Source organism: Streptomyces colwelliae (assembly GCF_048158785.1).
In the GTDB taxonomy this organism is placed as follows: domain Bacteria; phylum Actinomycetota; class Actinomycetes; order Streptomycetales; family Streptomycetaceae; genus Streptomyces.
The window spans coordinates 13,391-33,084 of sequence record NZ_JBLTJC010000089.1 but is presented as its reverse complement, the minus strand read 5'-3'; the positions used below and the strand labels follow the sequence as shown (position 1 = coordinate 33,084).

The 19,694-nt window shown below is 68.2% G+C and carries 15 protein-coding genes; 3 read left to right on the top strand and 12 right to left on the bottom strand.

Annotation, left to right across the window (positions count from 1 at the left end; translation table 11 throughout):
- Positions 1–823 precede the first annotated feature (823 nt).
- From ACNFOC_RS20225 to ACNFOC_RS20205, 5 genes are all read right to left on the bottom strand, one after another.
- Positions 824–2,002 (bottom strand): hypothetical protein, encoded by a 1,179-nt coding sequence (locus ACNFOC_RS20225; protein ID WP_416960486.1) that lies wholly within the window; start codon positions 2,000–2,002, stop codon positions 824–826.
- Between the two features lie 1,271 nt (positions 2,003–3,273).
- Positions 3,274–4,731 (bottom strand): aldehyde dehydrogenase family protein, encoded by a 1,458-nt coding sequence (locus ACNFOC_RS20220; RefSeq protein ID WP_416960485.1) that lies wholly within the window; start codon positions 4,729–4,731, stop codon positions 3,274–3,276.
- Positions 4,732–4,805: 74 nt separating this feature from the next.
- On the bottom strand, positions 4,806–5,909 hold the full coding sequence (locus ACNFOC_RS20215) for a lipocalin-like domain-containing protein (RefSeq protein ID WP_416960484.1): 1,104 nt from the start codon (positions 5,907–5,909) through the stop codon (positions 4,806–4,808).
- A 133-nt stretch (positions 5,910–6,042) separates the two neighbouring features.
- A complete protein-coding gene (locus ACNFOC_RS20210; protein ID WP_416960483.1) occupies positions 6,043–7,077 on the bottom strand; it encodes a type 1 glutamine amidotransferase family protein in 1,035 nt (344 codons plus the stop codon).
- 156 nt (positions 7,078–7,233) lie between these two features.
- On the bottom strand, positions 7,234–8,070 hold the full coding sequence (locus ACNFOC_RS20205) for an oxidoreductase (protein ID WP_416960482.1): 837 nt from the start codon (positions 8,068–8,070) through the stop codon (positions 7,234–7,236).
- Between the two features lie 133 nt (positions 8,071–8,203).
- Between ACNFOC_RS20205 and ACNFOC_RS20200 the strand changes: the two genes are divergently transcribed.
- The 3 genes from ACNFOC_RS20200 (at position 8,204) to ACNFOC_RS20190 (ending at position 10,143) form a co-directional block, all read left to right on the top strand.
- Positions 8,204–8,881, top strand: coding sequence for a TetR/AcrR family transcriptional regulator (locus ACNFOC_RS20200; protein WP_416960481.1), 678 nt, complete (start codon positions 8,204–8,206; stop codon positions 8,879–8,881).
- Between the two features lie 163 nt (positions 8,882–9,044).
- The gene (locus ACNFOC_RS20195; protein ID WP_416960480.1) at positions 9,045–9,425 is read left to right on the top strand and encodes an antibiotic biosynthesis monooxygenase family protein; all 381 of its coding nucleotides are present in this window, start codon (positions 9,045–9,047) and stop codon (positions 9,423–9,425) included.
- A 121-nt stretch (positions 9,426–9,546) separates the two neighbouring features.
- Positions 9,547–10,143: a DUF4328 domain-containing protein gene (locus ACNFOC_RS20190; protein ID WP_416960479.1), complete on the top strand. Its 597-nt coding sequence runs from the start codon at positions 9,547–9,549 to the stop codon at positions 10,141–10,143.
- Positions 10,144–10,207: 64 nt separating this feature from the next.
- Here ACNFOC_RS20190 and ACNFOC_RS20185 read toward each other — a convergent pair whose 3' ends face one another.
- From ACNFOC_RS20185 to ACNFOC_RS20155, 7 genes are all read right to left on the bottom strand, one after another.
- The gene (locus ACNFOC_RS20185; RefSeq protein WP_416960478.1) at positions 10,208–10,924 is read right to left on the bottom strand and encodes a DinB family protein; all 717 of its coding nucleotides are present in this window, start codon (positions 10,922–10,924) and stop codon (positions 10,208–10,210) included.
- 110 nt (positions 10,925–11,034) lie between these two features.
- Positions 11,035–12,201, bottom strand: a complete 1,167-nt coding sequence (locus ACNFOC_RS20180) for an SUKH-4 family immunity protein (RefSeq protein WP_416960477.1) — start codon at positions 12,199–12,201, stop codon at positions 11,035–11,037.
- Between the two features lie 168 nt (positions 12,202–12,369).
- Positions 12,370–12,939, bottom strand: a complete 570-nt coding sequence (locus tag ACNFOC_RS20175; RefSeq protein ID WP_416960476.1) for an AAA family ATPase — start codon at positions 12,937–12,939, stop codon at positions 12,370–12,372.
- Positions 12,940–12,948: 9 nt separating this feature from the next.
- Positions 12,949–15,297, bottom strand: coding sequence for a xanthine dehydrogenase family protein molybdopterin-binding subunit (locus ACNFOC_RS20170; RefSeq protein ID WP_416960475.1), 2,349 nt, complete (start codon positions 15,295–15,297; stop codon positions 12,949–12,951).
- Positions 15,294–16,943: a 2Fe-2S iron-sulfur cluster-binding protein gene (locus tag ACNFOC_RS20165; RefSeq protein ID WP_416960474.1), complete on the bottom strand. Its 1,650-nt coding sequence runs from the start codon at positions 16,941–16,943 to the stop codon at positions 15,294–15,296. Before ACNFOC_RS20165 ends, ACNFOC_RS20170 begins: the two co-directional genes overlap by 4 nt.
- Positions 16,940–17,833 (bottom strand): FAD binding domain-containing protein, encoded by an 894-nt coding sequence (locus ACNFOC_RS20160; protein WP_019056386.1) that lies wholly within the window; start codon positions 17,831–17,833, stop codon positions 16,940–16,942. Before ACNFOC_RS20160 ends, ACNFOC_RS20165 begins: the two co-directional genes overlap by 4 nt.
- 234 nt (positions 17,834–18,067) lie before the next feature.
- Positions 18,068–19,693 (bottom strand): beta-N-acetylhexosaminidase, encoded by a 1,626-nt coding sequence (locus ACNFOC_RS20155; protein WP_416960473.1) that lies wholly within the window; start codon positions 19,691–19,693, stop codon positions 18,068–18,070.
- Position 19,694: the final 1 nt, after the last annotated feature.

The following is a 19,694-nucleotide window of genomic DNA, read 5'->3' as shown; positions in this document are numbered from 1 at the left end:
TACCTCTCCGAAGCCTCCATGGCCGAACTCCTCACGACGCAACCGACCGAGGACGATCCCCAGCTTCCACCACAGCAGAAACCGAATCAGCTCGACCAGTGACTACACCACTCGGCGGGACACCATCACAGGGGCGAACAGTGACCACGGCGCCGGAGCGCCCCCAAAGACAGCGCGGGGGCCGCCGCGGGCACGATGCGGGGAAGCCTTCACTTATCGAGTGGCTCAACAGCATGGCCGCTATCTGCGGCGCTTGCTTCGGGCACCGAGAAGTGTGGTGTCCCTCCTGCGGCGGCTTCGGCGGATGCTCGACCTGCATCGGCCACGAGAAGGTTCGGTGTCCAGAGTGCGCGGGTGGAAGGCTTGACGGCTTTAGCTTGTGAGTCATCCACCCATGCCATGTATCCGGTCAGCACGGGCCTTCAATCCCGCAGCTCGAAGATAAGCCGTGCACCCACTCTTCCTCCCTTCCTCGAAGCGACACCGAGCGATCCTCTGAATAAGCTCCTGAAATTTCGCGCTACCCCGTCAGCCGGCCATCAAATTCTAAGGCACCTGGAATCAACGCGCGCATCCCTCACGCTCAAGCATAGAGCCTCCAGCATGCTGAAATACTTATCGCGCGGCAATGTGCTCATTCACGAAGACAACCCATCCGATTCAATCTGCCGGCGCAGCGATTCTGGGACCTGCAGGTACATATCTCGCGGACTGGCCTGCGGCACATCCTTCCCGTGCATCCATCTGCCACCTAATTCCTTCATCTTCATTCGCATTCATCCATCATCACGTGCGACGCCCACCAGGATCATGGAGACCTGAATCACCCGTCTTGGCTATCAGCGCGCTGCACGATCGCCACTGTACCCAGCGGCCAGGAAATTCCCGCATCTCTGCGGCGACGCAATTTTCGAGACCAACGCCGTTTTGACGTAAGGGTGAGCAAACAAAGAAGCACTGCAGTGAGAAACACTAGGTACCCAATCCACGTTCCGCTCTCGCCGCGCGAGGCAAGGGCATGAAAAGGTTTTACTAGGACTCCCGCAAATCCCCCAACTTTTACCTTATCCGCAATATCAAGCGTATCGCCAATCGCAGGAAGGCCAAGAAAAACAGCAACAATGAGGCCAATTCCCGCTAGAACGTTAGCCCGCTTGGCTGACCTTTCCGATTCAGCCGAAACCACGAGTTGCTGAAGCTGGTCAATACTTTCGAGAACATGACCATAGAGTCTATCTGTGCGCCATTCGCTTAGCAGCCTCTCCACCAAATCTATGGCAGAACCGAACGAAATAGATGAATCGCGATATTCACGCAACCCGAAGATGGCCTCACGTTGAATTTCACGCACACGCCTAAGGTTGCCATTCGTCACCCCTACCCGCCGGTCTAGCAGGCGAATTTGCCAGTACTGAAGCAAGGCGCTTTCAAGGATCACAAGTCTCTGCAAGTGCTGGGCAAACTCGCCTTCTCCAGGTCCCGACCACCTTATCTCCAGCGATGAAGACATGTTGCAGTAAAGGGAAGTACTCTTGGTGAGGGACGAGTCTTCCGGAATCAGGCTCGCAAGGGATTGCGGGCGAACTTCAGAGACATCAACAGAGCGAGCAATGACATTCTTCAGTTCATTTTCATGAACATCCCTGAATGAGGCTTCCGAATCACAGCAGTCAATCTTCTCAATAAAGGATGCAGGGTAGCAGAACCAGTCACCGGTGGATTTACATCCAATGGTGTTTACCACCGCAGCTCGATATAGAGAGAATAGGTCAGCGACTGAAGCCGGAGAATCATGTTGAGTAAGCCTCCACCTAACCCCCTCTTCTTGTTGCGGCTCCCACTCTCCTAGCAGATGCGGTTCCACGCGCTTCCCGTAGGCGCCGCGAAGGACCGGCTCCGCCAGGCGCGACGCAGTTACAGTCTCAGATGAACCAAAGCACAATTCTCGGTATTGATCTACCGTGATACCGTCAGGAATTTTCACCGCTACGGTCAATTGCATAACGCCAGACCTGTGAATTAGCAGCAGGACATCTGCATTGATACCCTCATCCAAGTTGCCGGGAGGTCGAACTGATCCACCATCCATTCGGATAAGCCACTGACCCGCACTTCGAAGACGGAGTCGCAGATATGGCTCACTGTCCAGGTACGGGGCCTTCAGCAAGTTAGCCTCAATGTGATGCTGAACTGCATTTACCATTTGAGCCTCGGCAACGGCTCGTTCAATGAATGAAACGGTCTCCGAAAGAATTGCCACAGGCGAGGTTGAGTCAGGCGCCTGGCGCAAGGTTTGCAATCTCGGAAAAACCGACCGCCTAAATATCCACAGGGCCTGGATAGGATGCCTCATCATCCATCTAATTAGGCGATTCTCCTCGATTGCATTTGAAGCTCGACGGAGACGGTTTGACTGATTTATGAGGCGAACTAGCTGTCGATACCTGTGAGCGACACGAACCTCGCCGTCCCTTGGGGATACAACCGTTTCTGCAATTCCTGACTTAAGAAGTCGGTCCGCGGCCTTATGGATATCGAGAGGGCCCGCTGCATCGAATGAGAAGATGAAATAGATAAAACCCTCACCCAAGATTGCATCATGGGTCGGTTGTGTCGCCACGCTAAGACCTCCTTCTGGCCGTATCCTCTACCGCCGCCGTTGTCCACTCACCATCCAAGTCACGATACGAAGGCAGTCTAGTTCTGCAATATCCAGAGGGACACAAGTACGAGGCATGGGGTGCAAACCCTGCCTCATGCCGACACCGTTCCTCAAAGCTCGAATCTCCGACCCTCCACCGCCTGAACTAGCAAGGCGAACGGCCTCTGGATGGGGCCGAATCAGGACGGACCTCTGCGGTGCCAGCGAAGTGCCCGGGACTCAGTCGCAGCGGAAGGGCACAACGGCGTCACGTAGGTTCAACGGCAGCCAACGCAAGAAAGCTGCTTTTTGCCTGGTCAGTGACACGGCTTGACCTTCCTAGAAGATGATGCATGAAGGGGCGGCTCCCCCCGCACAGGGTGCCGCCCCTCTGCTCGCGTGCCGGGGGCGTCGTCCAGGTCAGCCGTCCTAACTCCGTCTCAGTTTCCGTCTCGTTCGTAGCCGTACGCGGCCGTTCACGACCGTTCGCTCAGTCCCGCCAGCGGTGCCGTCGGCACGGGATTGAACGCCTCTGAACGCCCCCGGATCACACCCTGACCGGCCCGGACAAACCTGCAAAGCGAGTTACGCGGGTTCGATTCCCGCCACGGCCTCTATCGCTGGTCCCGTCATCAAAGGGTGACGCTGACCGTCTTCAGCTGGGTGTATTCGTAGAGGGCCTCGATGCCCTTTTCGCGGCCGATTCCGCTCGTCTTGTAGCCGCCGAACGGTGTCTCGATGCCCATGACGCCGCCGTTGACGGCGACTTGGCCGGCCTCGATGCGGTGGGCGATGGTCAGGCCTCGGGCGGTGTCGCCGGACCAGACGGCGGCGGCCAGGCCGTACTCCGTGGCGTTGGCCAGGGTGACGGCTTCGTCCTCGGTGTCGAACGGGAGGGCGACCAGGACCGGCCCGAAGATCTCCTCGCGTGCCGCTTGCATGTCGGGTTTGACGTCGGTGAGCACGGTCGGCTGGATGTAGAGGCCCCGCTCGGGTACCCCGGCCCCGTCCCCGTCCCCGTACCTGTTCCCTCCTACGACCGCGTGCGCGCCCTCCCGCTCTGCCGTCGCGAGCATCCCGAGCACCTTGTCGAACTGCGGGGGCGTGACGATCGGGCCGAAGTCCTCGCCGGGGCGCTTGTCGTTCAGGATCGCGCCGATACGGCGTACCAGCTCGTCCTGCACTCCGCGCTCGACCAGTAGCCGGGTGGTCGCGGAGCAGACCTGGCCGGAGTTGATCAGAACGGACATCGCCGCTGCCCTCGCGGCGGCGTCGAGGTCGGCGTCGGCGAAGACCAGGATCGGGCTCTTGCCGCCCAGTTCGAGGGCGACCGGGATGACGCGCTCGGCGGCGATCCGGCCGATGGCCCGGCCGGTGGCGACCGAGCCGGTGAAGCCGATCCGGCGGACGAGGGGGTGTGAGACCAGCGGGACGCCGACGGTGGGGCCGAGTCCGGTGACGACGTTGAGGACGCCGTCGGGCAGTCCGGCCTGGGTGGCGATTCGCCCTAGCTCCAGGGAAGTGCCGGAGGTGAATTCGCTTGGTTTGAGTACGACCGTGTTGCCGGCCGCCAGCGCGGGGGCGATGCCGCGGGAGGCCTGGTTGAGGGGGCCGTTCCACGGGGTGATGACGGCGACGACGCCGTAGGGCTCGCGCCGGGTGTAGGTCAGGTTCTGCGGGCCCTGGTCGATCGTGTCGCCGGCGAGGGTGCGCACGATGGAGCCGTAGTAGTCGAAGTAGTCGGCGGCTATGAGGAGTTCGGTGCGGGCGGGCGCTGGGAGTTTGCCACCCTCGGCGCATTCCAGCTCGACGAGGGCGTCGATGCCTTCCCGTATGCCGGCCGCGATGGACGTGAGGACCCGGGAGCGCTCCGCGGTGGTCGTCCGTCCCCAGGCCGGCTGGGCCTGGTGGGCGGCGATGACGGCCCGCTCGACGTCCTCGGCGGAGCCGTCGGCGATGCGGAGCACGAGTTCGCCGTCGTGGGGGCTGGTGGAGTCCAGGTGGCGGCCCGAGGCGGGCGGTACCGGCCGGCCGCCGATCCAGTGCTCGAACTGCGTGGTGGTGGTGATGGTATTGGTGGTGATGCTCATGGTGTTCTCCGTCCTTCGTGTTCTCCGTCCTTCGTGGTCTCCGTGGTCTCCGTGGTCTCCGTTCTTGTGGTGGGTTACTTCCAGACACCGAACTGCTCGACGTACGCGTCGCCCGTCACCGGTCGCCCCTGGTAGGTGCCGCGGACCGATGAGTCGGCCTCGTTGATTCCTGGCGTGAACGGCTGGGCGGCCTGGATTTCCTGGAGTACGGGCCTGGCGGTCACGACGAGTTCGGTGTCCAGGCCGGGGATCGTGACGGTCCACTTGCCGGCGTAGCGCTGACCGGTCGTGGGGCTGGTCTCGAAGTCGGTGGCCCGCGGGGCGAGCGGCTCGACCGGGACGACGCGGTGTGTGCCGTCGGGACTGAGCACGGTGGCCCAGTGCTTCTCCCCGTTGTCGTCGAACATGTCCCACAGGTTGAGGACTTGACCGTTGTCGAGCCGCACGGCCATCCAGGTCCACTTGTGCAGCGTGTCCCAACTCCAGTTGCCCCACTGGCGGTCGAGCCAGGAGGTGCCGGTGACCTGCTTGGCCGAGCCGTCCAGGGTGAGGGTGCCTGTGGTCCGCAAGTTGGGGAGCGAGTAGTAGTAGCTGGAGTCGTCCAGGAAGGGGAACAGGCCGGTGCCGTTGTTGTAGAGCGTGGGGCCTACCGCCTTCAGCGTGAGGTCCAACGTCCCCTTGCCCTGGGGCAGTTGTGCCTTCAGGTGCATGGCGTCGAGCGGGCCGGAGAGTGACGCGTTCGGCATCCGTACATCGAGCTTGTCGGCGGACGCGCTGAACTGGTCGGGCTTGAACGCCTGTTGCTCCGAGGTGTACGCCCCGCTCTCCTCGTCCGTGATGGAGATCTGCGTGATGCCTTTGCGGCTGAGCTGCACCTCGTAGCCGTACTTGTGGCCGCCGGCCCGGATGTGACCGACCGTGTACCACCATTCCTGCTTGGCGTCCGGGTGTGCCGCCTGGTCGGCGGGCATGTGGACGAAAGTGGGGAAACCCGGGTCGGTGCTCGGACCGGGCCGCGATGCCCCCTGCGAAGATGCCTCCTGCGAAACGGTGTGTGCGGGGACCTGGCCGCTTGCGGCGTCGGCCGCGGCAGGGATTCCGACGGAGCCCGCGATGGCGACTCCGGCGAGGGCGACCGCCGTTGTCCTACGACCGTGGACCCAATTCCTTCTGCGCATCGGTTTTCTCCTCCGAACGTGATGACGTGAACGTGATGGCCGGGTGAACCTGGTGACCGGGCGAGCCTGATAGCCGGGTGAACGTGATGGCCGGGTGAACCTGAAGCCGGGTGAACGTGATGGCCAGGTACAACTACCGCGTGCGCGAAGGGGAGTTGTGTGCCCGGCCGCGCACGATCTCGGCCAGCCGGGCGGCCTGCTCGTCGACGGCTTGGGGGCCGTTGCCGGTCAGCAGGGAGTGGTCGGCGTCCCAGATCACCTTGGCGGCCGCGGGGTTGAGGGTGAGGTGGACGTCGTAGCCGAACTCCTTGAGCGCCACGTCGACGTAGAAGTGCAGACGCGTCCGTTCCCCGGGCACCTTCGGGTAGTTGAACGCGAGCACGGTCTTCTCGCCGTACTTGGCCACGGTGGTGATCCGTGCGCCCTTGAAGGCATGGCCGGGATCGGTCGTGACCTGCCCGTCGCCGTCGACCCGGTAGCGCGCCGAGGTGAGGGCGATCGGGGCATGGCAGATGAGGGAAATCGGGACGTCGACCTCGCGCAGGGTGTGGAGCAACTCCCCCATCCACGGGTTGTCGTGGAAGTCGACCATCGGGCCGTGGCCGCCGGGCATGTGCACGAAGGTCAGGTCTGCCAGCGAGAAACCGGACGCGGGATCGCGGTGCCGTTCGATCAACTGCCGGATGGACAGGTACTCGTGCTGCGGCGATGCCTCGAAGTCGCTGACGACACCGTCTCGGACGGAGACGGCCTCCGCATCCGTCTTGGGAAGCGGCTCGGAGACCGGGATGCGGCCGAGAAGCCTGTGGGCGAGGGCGAGTTCGGCCTCACGACGATTGAGGAGGTCCGGATTCTTCTCGCGCAGTTTCTCGGGGCTGAACCGCTCGACTCCGCTCTGCATGGTGGTGCGGGCGGTGGCGAGACCGAGGTTTCCGCCCCCGTGGAAGTTGAGCGCGAGTCCGTTGACGTCGAGTTGCGGCGGGCGGCCGTCCGGCGTGGCCAGGACGAAGTCGTAGTCGTTCTCGAACTGCGCCATCACGGCGGCGAGTTCGACGAGGAAGAATCCGGTCGGTATCCCGGGGTGGCCGGCGGGCTCGCTCAGCGGGAGCACGCGTGCCGACGTCAGGACGATCAGGGCCTTGGGTCGCGGCGTGGTGGATTCAGTCATGGTCTTTCCTCTTCTTCGGAGCTGGTCCCGGATGCTTCTTCTGAGCTCGTCCTGGATGCTGCTTCTTCGGAGTTGGGCCCGGATGCTTCGGAGTTGGGCCCGGATTCCTCTGAACTGGTCCCGGATTCTGCGGAGTTGGCTTCAGCGCGGGGGCTGTCACGCCGGTACACCCGACGAGCGTTTGACGAGCGCGTCGAAAGTGCGGTCCGGCAACAGCCTGCTGAGGAAGATGAGGGGGCTCGCTCCGAAACCGACGCGGTAGCGGGTGCGCGGACGCCGGGCCGTCGCCGCCTTGGTCACGGCCTTGCCGATGACGGTGGCGGGTGAGGCCATACGGTTGCCGGGCCGCGAGCTTCGCTCCAGGGACGTGGCCATCGCGTCGGCCTGCTCGGCGTACGGCCCGTCGGAGGAGGTGGCACGCAGCCTGCCGGCCGCGATCGCGCCCCAGTCGGTCCGGATGGAGCCGGGCTCGATGATGACGACGTCGATGCCGAACCGCTTGAGTTCCAGGCGCAGCGCGTCGCTGAGGCCTTCGACGGCGTACTTGCTGGCGTGGTACCAGGCGCCCAGGGGCGTGGCGAAGCGGCCGCCCATCGAGCTGATGTTCACGATGGTGCCGCTGTGCTGGGCGCGCATGTGCGGCAGGACCAGCTGGGTCAGCCGCGCCAGGCCGAACACGTTCACCTCGATCTGGGCGCGGGCCTCCTCCATGGGTACGTCCTCCAGCGCGCCGTAGGAGCCGTAGCCGGCGTTGTTGACGAGAACGTCGATGCGGCCCTCGGCCGCGATGATCCCGGCGACCGCGTCGCCGACCGAGGTCTCGCTGGTGACGTCGAGCGGGAGCGTGCGTACGCCCGACGCCGCCAGGTCGCTCATCCGGTCGGTGCGCCGGGCCGCGCCGTAGACGATGAAGCCGGCCTTCTGGAGCTGTCGGGCGGTGGCTTCGCCGATGCCTGAGGAGGCGCCGGTGACCAGGGCTACTTTCTTCGTCATTTCGGTTCCTCACGAGTCATGGATCTGATGTCGAACCCGATCCGCCTAACAGACCGGTGGGCTCTTCGGACTCTTCGAGCATAAGAGACCTGCGGTCTCTACGCAAGGGACCGGGGGTCTGTAATATGTCGGCATGAACACGTTCCAGCGCGCCAGAAACGAGGAGCAGCGCGAAGTACGCCGCCGGAGCATCCTGGAGACGGCGGCGACGATGCTCAGTGAGATGCCGGTCTCAGCCGTGAGCCTCAATGAGCTCAGCCGCCGCGTGGGACTGGCGAAGTCCAACGTCATGCGCTATTTCGAGTCGCGAGAGGCGGTCCTGCTGGAGCTCTTGGAGAGCCTGACCCGCGATTTTCTGACGGAGGTGGTCGATCAGCTGCCCGCCCACGTCGACCGGACCGGTTCCGCGATCACGCGGGCCGAGTCGGTGGCATCAGGTCTGGCCGCATCGTTCGCGTCCCGGAAGATGCTCTGCGAACTGCTCAGCGCCCAGGCCGGCATCCTTGAGCACAATGTCTCCGCCGAGGTGGCCGCGAGATACAAGCGGGGGGCCCACGACGGTCTCTCCGGTCTGGCAGGCATGCTGCGGGAGGTCCTGCCCGAGCTCGGCGACCGGGAGGCCGCCGAAGCCGCCAGCATGACGATCGTTCTCGTCGGAGCGTTGTGGACCCACAGCCATCCGGCGGCGGCCGTGCGTGAGGCCTACGCCGGCGATCCGAGCCTCGTCTTCCTCCGCACGCCCTTCGCCGCGACGCTCGAGCGTTCGATCACGATCTACCTGACCGGTCTGCTGGCCCGTTCCGACCGGTGATCCCGGCCGAAGCAGCCGGGCGCCGACCGGCGGCTCGGCGTCGCGAGCTTGTCGTTGACGTCGGCCACCGTGGCGATGACCTCCGCCCGACCAGGCGGCGGTGCCACGTGCCCGTCGGCCTCTCGGCATCGATGTCGGGTGCGTGCCGCCCTACCGTGACGCCATGAGCGATCACTCCGAAGCCCCTGTCGCGCCCGTCGAGGCCTATGAACCCCCTTACTACGTCGCCGTGTTCACCACGGTGCGAACCCAGGTGCAGAGCGGCTACGGCGAGACCAACGCGCGTATGGAGGACCTGGTGAAGGACATCCCCGGGTACCTGGGGATGGACCACGCGCAGACTCCGGGCGGGCTGGGCATCACCGTCGGGTACTTCCGCGACGCCGACGCCCTCACGGAGTGGCGGACCAACGCCGAGCACCGTGCGGCGCAGAAACGCGGGCAAGACCAGTGGTACGAGAGTTACACGCTGCATGTGGCGAAGGTGGAGCGGAGTCACGGGTTCGTGCGCGGTGAGGTTCCGCGGAGCCCTACAGCGGGGTGACCGGCCGAAGTCCTGGACCAAGGACCCGGAAATCGTACGCGCGTGCGGCGATCAGCCCCTATGATCACTCCGCCCCGGCGTCCGCCGCGGCCGCGCACGCCTCCGAGACAGGCCGAAGTCGATGACGAGTACCGCCCGAAGAGCTCCCCGGATCCTTGTCCGTTCCGCGCAGGTGGCGATAGGCGCGGCCGCCGTGGCGGACGTGTTCCGTGCGGCGGCGGCCCGGGATCGTTACCTACACAGCACGGACGCGTCCGAGTCGGGCTTCGTCTCCATGGTCTTCGTCTATCTGACGACTCTCGCGATCGTGCTGTTCCTCGTCTGGCTCGCCCAATCCCGGCGCAACGCCCAGGAGTTGTCGCCCGAAGCCTCGGTTCCGAGTCGGGGCCGGACGATCGGCATGTGGTTCATTCCGGTGGCCAACCTCTTCGTCCCCCGCGGGATCGTCCTCGCCATCGGGCGCGCGAGCTCCGCGTCCTGGGAGGAGAAGCGGGACACGACCCTGGTGAACGTGTGGTGGGCCGCCTGGATCGCGCACGCTCTGGTGCTCGTGGTCGCGGGTCGGGTGGCCCCGGGCTCGATGGCCTTCCTGGTGGTGGAGGAGGCGCTCATGATCGCGGCTGCTGTACTGGCGGGGCTCGTGATCGAGCGCATCACGGCGCTGCAAGATGCCGCGCTCGGTGCCGGCGTTCCCGCCGAGCCCCTCGCCCAGGCGTGAGGTGCCGCACCTCCCCCGGTCGAACACCCCTGAGGCGACTCGGACTTGCCCCTCACTCGCACCCTCATTCCGCAGCCCGCGCCCGCCACAGGTCCCGCAGCAGCGCGATCTCCGCCATGTGGTGGATGAACTCCAGGCTCGATCCCGCCACCACAGAGACATACGGGTCGTCCGGGTCGGAGCCGTACGGGTACTGGGAGAGGCCGACCACGTCCAACTGGTCCTCCGTGACCGTGGCCACGGCTGCGCGCCAGCGGTCGATCACCGGCCAGAACCGGTCGAGGGTCAGGGTCGCCGAGGGGCTGAAGTCGACCATCTGCTTCGGGTCCTGGCGCCGCTCACCGAACGTCCACTCCCACGCGCCCGCGAACTCGAAGTGCAGGTGGCCCAGGCGCCACGCGATGGTCGTGATCGGTGTCGTGTCGGGCTCCGGCTCGCCCGTGTGGGCGAGGATCTCTTCGACCCGCTCGACGGTCACGCTCCAGTCGTCGGCGATCTTCGCGACGGTCATGCCGTCGGCGGCCTGGCGGGCCACCTCCGCGTACTCGCTCGCCGGGATGTCCGCCGCGCCCAGGTCGAGCACCCACTCCCCCGGCCCGAACGCCCTGGGTGTCACCGCCTCGCCGCGACGCCGGAGCGACCAGCAGTCGGGCGCCGGCTCCCAGAGGTACTCCTCGTCGCCGAGCCCCTTCAGCCGTACCTGGGCCATCTCGCGAGCCTTGTCGAACTGATCCAGCAGCAGGCCCAGTCGGTCGGTCCGTACGCCGCTCTCGGTCTCCATGTCCAGTCCCCCTCGCCCTTGCGCCGTCTCGCGCCCCAACCCCAACCAGGCGGACGGTAACGGCTCGGCTCACCCGGCGCGAACGAATTCCTCGGCCGCCTACGCGCGCGTCACAGCACCCCGCCCGCCTCGTCCTGGAACGCCTCCGTCCAGTAGTGCGGGCCGGCCTTCCGGGCGCCCATCCCCGTCGGGTCCACCTTCGACAGCGTCTGGAGCATCGTTGTCGCCAACTGGTCGTACGCCTCCGCCGTCAGCTCGCCCGACAGGTCCGCGTCGATCGCCTTCTCGCGGTGGAGCAGCCAGAGGGTGAAGGCGAGGGTCGAGACGTCCGTGTTGAGGGGAGCCAGCGTCGTCTCCGGCTCGCTCCACGTCAGGATCTCGCCCGTCGCGCCGTCCACCACCAGGCTGTTGTCCTCGATGAGGGAGCCTAGGCGGATCAACTGGTCGGCGCGGGACGGGAGTTCCTCTGCCGGCTCGTCCTCGTAGAACTCGGCGAGGGTGGGGAGCGGGACGTCCGTGTCCAGGTGGAAGAGGAACGCGTCCTCGGGCAGGCCCGTCTCGCGCAGGAAGCGGCGGGTCGGCTCGTGGGTGAGGGTGGCGGGGAAGTCGACCTCCTCGAAGCGCGCGACCGTGCCCTGGCCGAACTCCTGGTCCAGGAGGCGGGCCGGGATGTCGAGGGTCAGCCCCGACGTCGTGCCCGGTCCTGCGACCAACGCCAGCGGGCGGATCAGGGCCGCCGCCTTCCAGAACGGGGGCACCTCGCCGTCCGTCTCCGACTCGAACACCGCGAGGAGCTGGCGTGATGCCTCCGCCGCCGTCTTCGTGCCGTGACGGCCCTCGTAGGACGCGAACTGGCCGCGCAGGGCCGTCAGTTCGTCCGTGGTCGTCGTGAGGCGCGTCAGCGTTTCGATCGATGGGGCCAGCGGGCCGGTCTCCATCAGGTCCGGGCGGTCGTGGAAGAAGTACGTCGTCGCGATCTCGCCCGTCTCGCCGTCCAGCAGGATCGACTCCGCCTCACCGCCGTCGGGTCCCCAGAGCGCGCCTATGACCAACTGGTCCCGGAGCTCCTCCGCCAGCGGGGCGGGGTCACCCAACGAGTCCGCCACCGTCCGCAGGCCCTGCCTGCGCAGCTCCTCGAACGTCAACAGGCCGCTGTCGCCCGGCAGTCCGGGACCCGTCAGCCAGCGGCGCGTCGACGCGTGCGTGATGTACGGATCGAGGTCGTCCTCAGTCAAGGTGATCATGGTCGCCGTAGCACCGGCGTCGGTCCCGCTCATTGCTCCCCCGTGCATGAAACTTCCCCCGTGCGGCATCAGTGTCCTGCTGCCGTCCCCACTGCTCAGAACACTACGCGGCACCACTGACAATGGCCCTGACCAGCGAAAACGCCTCACAGAACCGCGGAGGACGCGAAACGTCCGAAACGTCCTCACCTCATCAGACGCTCAAACCACCCGCGAACGTTCCCGTCCCTCGATGATCGCGTCCACCGTCTCCCCCACCGTCAGCCCGGAGTTGTCCAGCCACAGGCCGATGCGCGGAGTCTCCGTCCGCAGCCCGCGGTCCAGCTCCTCGACCGTCCACGCGCCGTATCCGGTCTTCGCCCGGCCCGCCTCCCGTGCCGTCACGGTCGCCTGGGTCGGGGCGAGGACGATCACGTGCAGGGGGCGGGTGCGGATCAGGTCGACGTACGCCGGCAACTCCGCGCCCAGCACCACGTCCTGGACGACCGCCGTGAACCCGGCCTCCGCGTACGCGTCCGCCGTCGCCGCCGCCAGCCGGTACCGCAACCGGAGTTGGGCCTCGCCCTCGCGGGCCGCGCCGGCGGCATCACCCTCGCCGCCCGCGCCGGGAACGTACTCCTCGCGCCCCGACACGATCATCCGCCGGAAGACGTCACCCCGGACGTGCGCCGCCCTCGGCAGCCGCTCCGCCAGTGCCTGCGCGACCGTCGACTTGCCGGCGGCCATCACGCCGGTGATCAGGACGACCCCTTCAAGGACCCGCTGCGTCACGCCAGCCGCTCAGTGCCCGTACTGCTCGGCGTGCCCGTACTGCCCGTACTGATCGGTCGTCGCCGTCACCACCGCCGCCTGCGGGCGGATCGGCAGCCGGTTCACCGGGCGGCCCGTCGCGGCGCGCACCGCGGACGCGATCGCCGCCGGGGACGTGACCACCGGCACCGCGCTGACCGCCTTCGCCCCGAAGGGGGCGACCACGTCGCGCTCCTCGACGAGTTTCACGATCCGGATGTCGGGGGTGTCCAGGGCGGTGGGCAGCGCGTAGCCGGTGAGGTCGGGGTGGCGGATCAACCCGCGCGCGGTGCGCAGGTTCTCCGTCAGCGCGATGCCGACGCCCTGGGTGACGCCGCCCTCGATACGGGCGACCAGCTGGGTCGGGTTCAGGATGCGGCCGACGTCCTGGGCGAGTGCCAACTCGACGACCCGTACGGAGCCGAGTTCGATGTCGACGTCGACGACCGCGCGGATCGCGCAGAAGGCGAGCCCTACGAAGGCGTCGCCCTGGCCCGCCTCGTCCAGGGGCTCGGTCGGGTGCGGGCGGCACTGGGCGGTGGCCCACAGTTCCTTGCCGTCCAGGGCCTCGGTGACAGTGGTCGAGAGGACACCGTCGTAGGAGGTGATCTTGCCGTCGGTGATCTGGAGCAGCTCGGTCGACATCCCGAACTTGTGCGCCAGGGGCTGGAGGAGCTGGGTGCGGACCATTTTCGCGGCCCGTTCGACCGCGCCGCCCGATACCCAGGTGTGACGTCCGCGGCAACCAGGGCCGGCGGGCGGCTGATCGGTGTCCACAGGGGCGACGTGCACCTCGTCGATACCCAGGGTCTCCTGGACGATCTGCCGGGCCAGCGTGGTGAAGCCCTGGCCGGTCTCTACGGCCGCGCACAGCACGGTCGCGATGCCGTCGTGGACCTTCACGGTGGCCGTGGAGACCTCGTCCGCGCCCTCGGCGCCGAGCATGTGCACCATGCCCAGGCCGTAGCCGACGCCCCGGCGCACCGCGCCCGGTTCGCCCGCGCCCTCGGGGCCGCCGGGCAGCAGCCACTCGTCCTCGGGGGTGTCCTTGGGGAGCTGCGGCAGCGGGAAGTCCCGTACGGCCTGGAGGAGTTCGGCGACCGGCGCCGGGCAGGTCACCGTCTGGCCGGTCGGGAGGACGTCACCGGTGGCCATGGCGTTGCGCAGGCGCAGTTCGGCCGGGTCCATGGCGAGCTTCTTGGCGAGCTTGTCCATCTGCGCCTCGTAGGCGGCGCAGACCTGCATGGCGCCCTCGCCGCGCACGTGTCCGGAGGGCGGGTTGTTGGTGCGGACGGCCCAGCCCTCGATGAAGGCGTTCGGGACGACGTACGGGCCGCAAGCGAAGGAGACGGCGGCGGCCAGGGCCTCCGAGGAGGTGTCGGCGTAGGCGCCCGCGTCGAGCAGCACCTGGGCCTCGACCTTGACCAGCCTGCCGTCCTCGTCGGCGTGGTGGCGGTAGCGCAGGAGCGTGGGGTGGCGGTGGGTGTGGCCGAGGAAGGACTCCTCGCGCGTGGCGGTGAGTTTGACCGGGCAGCCGGTCTTCAACGCGAGCAGTCCGAGCGGGAGTTGGAAGCCCTGGTCCTCGCGGTCGGCGGTGGCTCCGGGGACGCCGGTGACGACGACCTTCACGCGGTCGGCCTCCAGGCCGAAGCAGGCGGCGGCCGTGTCGCGGTCGGCGTGCGGGTCCGTGGAGGCGATGTACAGCTCGACGCCGCCGTCGGGGCGGGGCACGGCGAGACCGGCCTCGGCGCCGATGGGGGCGGGGTCCTGGCGGCCGATGCGGTACAGGCCCTCCACGACGATGTCGGCGGCCGCGTCCGGGTCGCCGTGGCGCAGCGGGATGTGCCGGATCAGGTTGCCGTCGGGGTGCAGCGGCTCGGCCTCAAAGGCCTGCTCGGGGTCGGTCACCGGGTCGAGTACTTCGTACTCGACCATGATGGCCGCGGCGGCCATCCGCGCGGTGTCGGGGTGGTCGGCGGCGACCGCGGCGATGGGCTCCCCGTGGTGGCGCACGACCTCGGAGGCGAACACCGGACGGTCGGCCGTCCCCCGGCCGTAGCGGTCCCTGCCGGGCACGTCCTCGTGGGTGATGACGGCCCGTACACCCGGCATGTCGCGCGCGTGGGACGTGTCGACGGACACGATGCGCGCGTGCGGGTGCGGCGAGCGCAGGACGGCCGCCCACAGCAGGCCCTCGGCCCACAGGTCGGCCGCGTACGGGAAGGTGCCCTCGGTCTTGGCGCGGGCGTCGGCGGCTGGGAGCGAGGCGCCCAGGCCGTGGCCCGGCAGCTCCGGGGCGGGCGCGGCCTCCGTGGTCGCGGTGGCGGCTTCGTTGCTCACGCCTGACCTCCGTCCTGGCCGTACACCTGGTCCTGCGTGCGCGGGGACTCGAACGCCGACTGGTGGACGCCACCGCCCCCGGGCCCCGCCTGGTGGGGAATACGCGCCTCGTCGCCGTCCGACTCAGGTTCGGACGCAGCGGCGTGCGCCTCGCGCTCGGCGACGACTTCCTGTACGGCGTCCAGGACACCCCGGTAGCCGGAGCAGCGGCACAGGTTGCCGCACAGGGCCTGGCGCGCCTCCAGTTCGGTGGGCGCGGGGTTGCCCTCCAGGAGGTCGTGCACGGTCATCGCCATGCCGGGCACGCAGAAACCGCACTGCACGGCACCGCACTTGGCGAGCGCCCGCTGCACGTCCGAGGGCTGCCCCTCGACGGCGAGACCCTCGACCGTACGGACCTCGGAGCCGGCGGCGGTGACGGCGGGGACCAGGCAGGAGGCGACGAGCCGTCCGTCGACCTGGACGTTGCAGGCCCCGCACTCGCCCTGCGAGCAGCCGTCCTTGGCGCCCGCGAGGCCGAGGCGCTCGCGCAGCACGTAGAGCAGCGACTCGCCGATCCAGGCGTCGGTGACGGGCCGGTCGGCGCCGTTGACGCGCAACACGTAGGAGGCGAGCGGGTGTTCCTCGCCGGGGATCTTCGGGGCCGGCTCGGCGTCCTCGTCCGGCGCGTCGGGTTCGACGGCCGTCACGGGCGCCTCAGCGGCCTCCGGGGCGTCGTCGGCACCCTCTGCCGCTTCGAGCGCCGCGGACGCCTCAGCGGGCCCCTCAGCGCCCTCCGCGGCCCCTTCGCCGTCGTCGCCCGCCGCATCGCTCCCATGAGCCGACTGTGCGTCGTCCACGGCGAGTTCGGCGGCGGTGTCGTCGTGGCGGTCGGCGCGCGCGTCGCCGTAGGGGTCGCCGGCGGCGTCGGTCCGGGTGTGCGCGTACGGGTCGCCGGGTTCGCCGTACGGCTGCCGGGTCGCCTCGGTGGGCGGCCGGGTGGCGGCCTGCGCCGACACCTCGCCGGTCGCGCCCGTCCCCGACCGGTCGGCCGGGTGTTCCATGCCGTGCCCGTCCGTGCGGGTCCCGGGCCGCTCGGCGACATCCGCACCGGACGCCTGCTGTGCCCAGTTCTGGCCCGCGCCGTCCGTCGCCCAGGGCGCGGGCGCGCCGCCGGGCAGGGTGGCCGGCGGGGTGCCGCCCCACTGCTCGACCAGGGCCGACGTGGTGAACTCGCCCGATTCGTCCGGGAGATCACCACCGGCCACCGGAATCGACCACTCCCCGGTCACGTCGCCACCGGGAGCCGCGCCAGCGTCCGGCGCGTTGGTGTCCTGGAAGGTCCACTGCCCGGTGGACCCGGGGCGGTACGAGAACTGGTCGCCCCCGGCCGTCCCCTGCTGCGGTAGGGCGTTCGGGTCGGGCCACTGGACGCCCTCGGCGGGCACCGCCCAGGAGCCGGTGCCCGAAGGGTCGGCGTCCGGGGCGGGGGTGGCCGTTATGGGCGGCGGCACATAGCCGTGCCCCGGGGCGGCCAGGAGGGCGTCGATGCCCCCTTCGGGGAGTTTCACGAAGGCCGTGGCACCGTCGTCGTAGTCGCCCTGGGGCAGCGGGTCCCAGCGTCCGCCGCCCTGAGGGGTGCCCTCTCCGTGCTGGTCGTCGGTCACGACAGCGCCCTCCCGAGTGCTCGTCGGGCCAGTGCGGCGACGGTGCGCCGCAGGTGCAGTACCGCGGGCGGAAGCTGTTCCACGGAGCCGTCCTCGGCCGGTACCGGGTCGGGGATGCAGGCCGCGGCGACGTACTCCCCGAAGGCGCTCAGCGCCTCGGGGACGATCGTGCGGCTGTTGTCCCAGTCGATCAGCCGGGCCACCCACTGTTCGGCGTCCAGCGGTCTGAGCGGCATCGGCGCTATGGCTCCGACGGCGCACCTGACCCCGCGGCGGGCGGGGTCGAGGACGACCGCGACGGACGCGACCGAGCGCCCGGGTCCTGTCCTGCCGGTGGCCTTCAGGAAGACCTGCGGGGCGTGCAGCAGCGGCACGCGCACGAAGCCGATGAGTTCGCCGCCGCGCAGCATCTCGACACCGGCCAGGAGGTGCGACACCGGGATCTCCCGGCGGGCTCCGTCCTGGCCCGCGATGATCAGCGTCGCCTCCAGGGCGGCCAGTACGGGCAGCGCGTCCCCGGTGGGCGCGGCCGAGGCGATGTTGCCGCCCAGGGTGCCCGCGTTGCGGATCTGCGGCGGGCCCGCCGCACGCGCGGAGGCGGCGAGCGCCGGGATGAGGGCGGCGAAGTCCGGGCGGCCCATGCGGGCATGCGTGAGCCCCGCGCCGAGCAGCGCGTGCCCGTCCTGGTACTGCCACCCGCGGATCTCGCTGATCCGCCCGAGACCGACCAGCGCGCTGGGCCTGAGCTGCCCCGAGTTGACGGCCGCCATGAGGTCGGTGCCGCCGGCCACGGGAACGGCCGTGGGCAGGGCCGTGAGCGCCGCCACGGCCTCGTCCAGCGTTGTGGGCAGCGTGACGGACTGCCCCGCCTGCGGTGCGTGCGTGGTCAAACCGGCTGCCCCTTCCCGCTGCCCCACCTGGTCCCACCTGTTGCTGCCGTACGGTACGTGCTGACAGGGCGGACGTGGCAACTCTGGCACATCTTCGCAAGACCCGAACGCGGGGGTCCGCTAGGAGGCATTCGCCCATCTCACCAGGGAGATGGTCCGTTTTCGTACGGCATCACCGGTACGCGCGAATTGCCACTCAACGGTGACTCTTGGGGTCTTTTTCCCTTCCCTGTTCTACGCGTTCGGGGGCGGGCCGTCCTTGGGTCGTCCGAGCACTCCGGGGCGTCGCTGCCACGGCAGTGGTCCGGTGGGCGGACGGTAGGCGACACCCAGGGCGTCGAGGCGCGGATAGTGGGCGGCCATCCGGCGCTCGAAGTCGGCGAAGTCCCGTTCCGCGGGCGCCGGAAGAGCGCTCCAGGCGACCTCGGCGAACGCCGCGAGCCGGGGGAACGTCTGGTAGTCCACGCGTGCGTGGTCCTCCATCACCTCGGTCCACACGTTGGCCTGCGCGCCCAGCACATGACGGGCCTCGTCCTCGCCGAGCTGCTCCGGAACCGGCTCGAAGCGGTAGACGTCCTCCAGGGTGCGCACATGGGCGATCGGCACCGGCTCGTCCTCGCCGGGGGCCTGCCGCCAGTCCAAGTACACGTGCTGTTCAGGGCACATGACGACATCGTGGCCCGCGCGGGCTGCGGTGATCCCGCCCTCGTAACCACGCCAGGACGACACGACCGCCCCGTCCGCGAGACCGCCCTCCAGGATCTCGTCCCAGCCGACGAGCCTTCTCCCCCGCGCGGAGAGCCACTTGTCGAAGTGTCCGATGAACCACGACTGCAACTCGTCCTCGTCCGAGAGCCCGAGTTCCTCGATGCGGGCCTGCGCGGTCGCCGACTGCTTCCACTGGTCCTTGAGGCATTCGTCACCGCCGACGTGAATGAACTCCGAGGGGAACAGCTCCAGGAGTTCCTCGAACACCCCCTCGTAGAAGCGCAGGGTGTTGTCAGTGGGGGCGAGTACGTTCGGGTTGATGCCCCAGGTGTCCCAGACGGAGAGGGAGTTGGTGTCGATGACGTCGGTGTTGCCGAGTTCCGGATACGCGGCGATGGCGGCCTGCGAGTGTCCCGGTACGTCGATTTCGGGGACCACGGTGATATGCCGCTCGGCGGCGTAGGCGACGATCTCGCGGATGTCGTCCCGCGTGTAGTAGCCGCCGTGGGGCTTGTCGTCCCACAGCGGTGAGGCACGGTGGCCGAATTTCGTGCGCGCCCGCCAGGAACCGATCTCGGTGAGCTTCGGGTACCGCTCGATCTCCACCCGCCAGCCCTGGTCGTCCGTCAAGTGGAAGTGGAAGACGTTGAGTTTGTGCGCCGCCATCAGATCCAGGTAGCGCAGGACACCTTCCTTGGGCATGAAGTGCCGGGCGACGTCGAGCATGAGGCCGCGCCAGCCGAAGCGGGGGGTGTCCTGGATCGTGAGGTGGGGCACGGCCCAGGTGCGGTCGCGGTCGAGCGGAGCCCTGCGATACGCGTCGGGGCCGAGGAGTTGACGCAGCGTCTGGGCGCCCCAGAAGACACCGGCCGGACTGCCGCCCTCGATGAAGATCCCGTTCGAGTCGCTGACGAGGCGGTACTCCTCGGGGCCGAGTGCGGGGTCGAGTTGGAGCCCGATGCCGTCGTCGCAGGCGTCGTCGAGCTCCCGCCCCTCGTGCAGCGGCAGACCGGTGGCCTGCTGGAGGGCGGTGCGCAGCCAGCTGCCGACGCCTTCCGTCGCGTCGCCGGCGTAGAGCTTGGAGCGCTTCGTCAGCCGCACCTCGCCGGAACCGGCGGCAACACTGCCGGGCTGAGGAATCAGTTCGGTCACG

What these genes read in the sequence shown, in the direction of transcription:
- ACNFOC_RS20225 (WP_416960486.1), bottom strand. Translation starts at nt 2,002, where the DNA reads ATGCAATTGACCGTAGCGGTGAAAATTCCTGACGGTATCACGGTAGAT.
- ACNFOC_RS20220 (WP_416960485.1), bottom strand. Translation starts at nt 4,731, where the DNA reads ATGAGCATCACCACCAATACCATCACCACCACCACGCAGTTCGAGCAC.
- ACNFOC_RS20215 (WP_416960484.1), bottom strand. Translation starts at nt 5,909, where the DNA reads ATGCGCAGAAGGAATTGGGTCCACGGTCGTAGGACAACGGCGGTCGCC.
- ACNFOC_RS20210 (WP_416960483.1), bottom strand. Translation starts at nt 7,077, where the DNA reads ATGACTGAATCCACCACGCCGCGACCCAAGGCCCTGATCGTCCTGACG.
- ACNFOC_RS20205 (WP_416960482.1), bottom strand. Translation starts at nt 8,070, where the DNA reads ATGACGAAGAAAGTAGCCCTGGTCACCGGCGCCTCCTCAGGCATCGGC.
- ACNFOC_RS20200 (WP_416960481.1), top strand. Translation starts at nt 8,204, where the DNA reads ATGAACACGTTCCAGCGCGCCAGAAACGAGGAGCAGCGCGAAGTACGC.
- ACNFOC_RS20195 (WP_416960480.1), top strand. Translation starts at nt 9,045, where the DNA reads ATGAGCGATCACTCCGAAGCCCCTGTCGCGCCCGTCGAGGCCTATGAA.
- ACNFOC_RS20190 (WP_416960479.1), top strand. Translation starts at nt 9,547, where the DNA reads ATGACGAGTACCGCCCGAAGAGCTCCCCGGATCCTTGTCCGTTCCGCG.
- ACNFOC_RS20185 (WP_416960478.1), bottom strand. Translation starts at nt 10,924, where the DNA reads ATGGAGACCGAGAGCGGCGTACGGACCGACCGACTGGGCCTGCTGCTG.
- ACNFOC_RS20180 (WP_416960477.1), bottom strand. Translation starts at nt 12,201, where the DNA reads ATGAGCGGGACCGACGCCGGTGCTACGGCGACCATGATCACCTTGACT.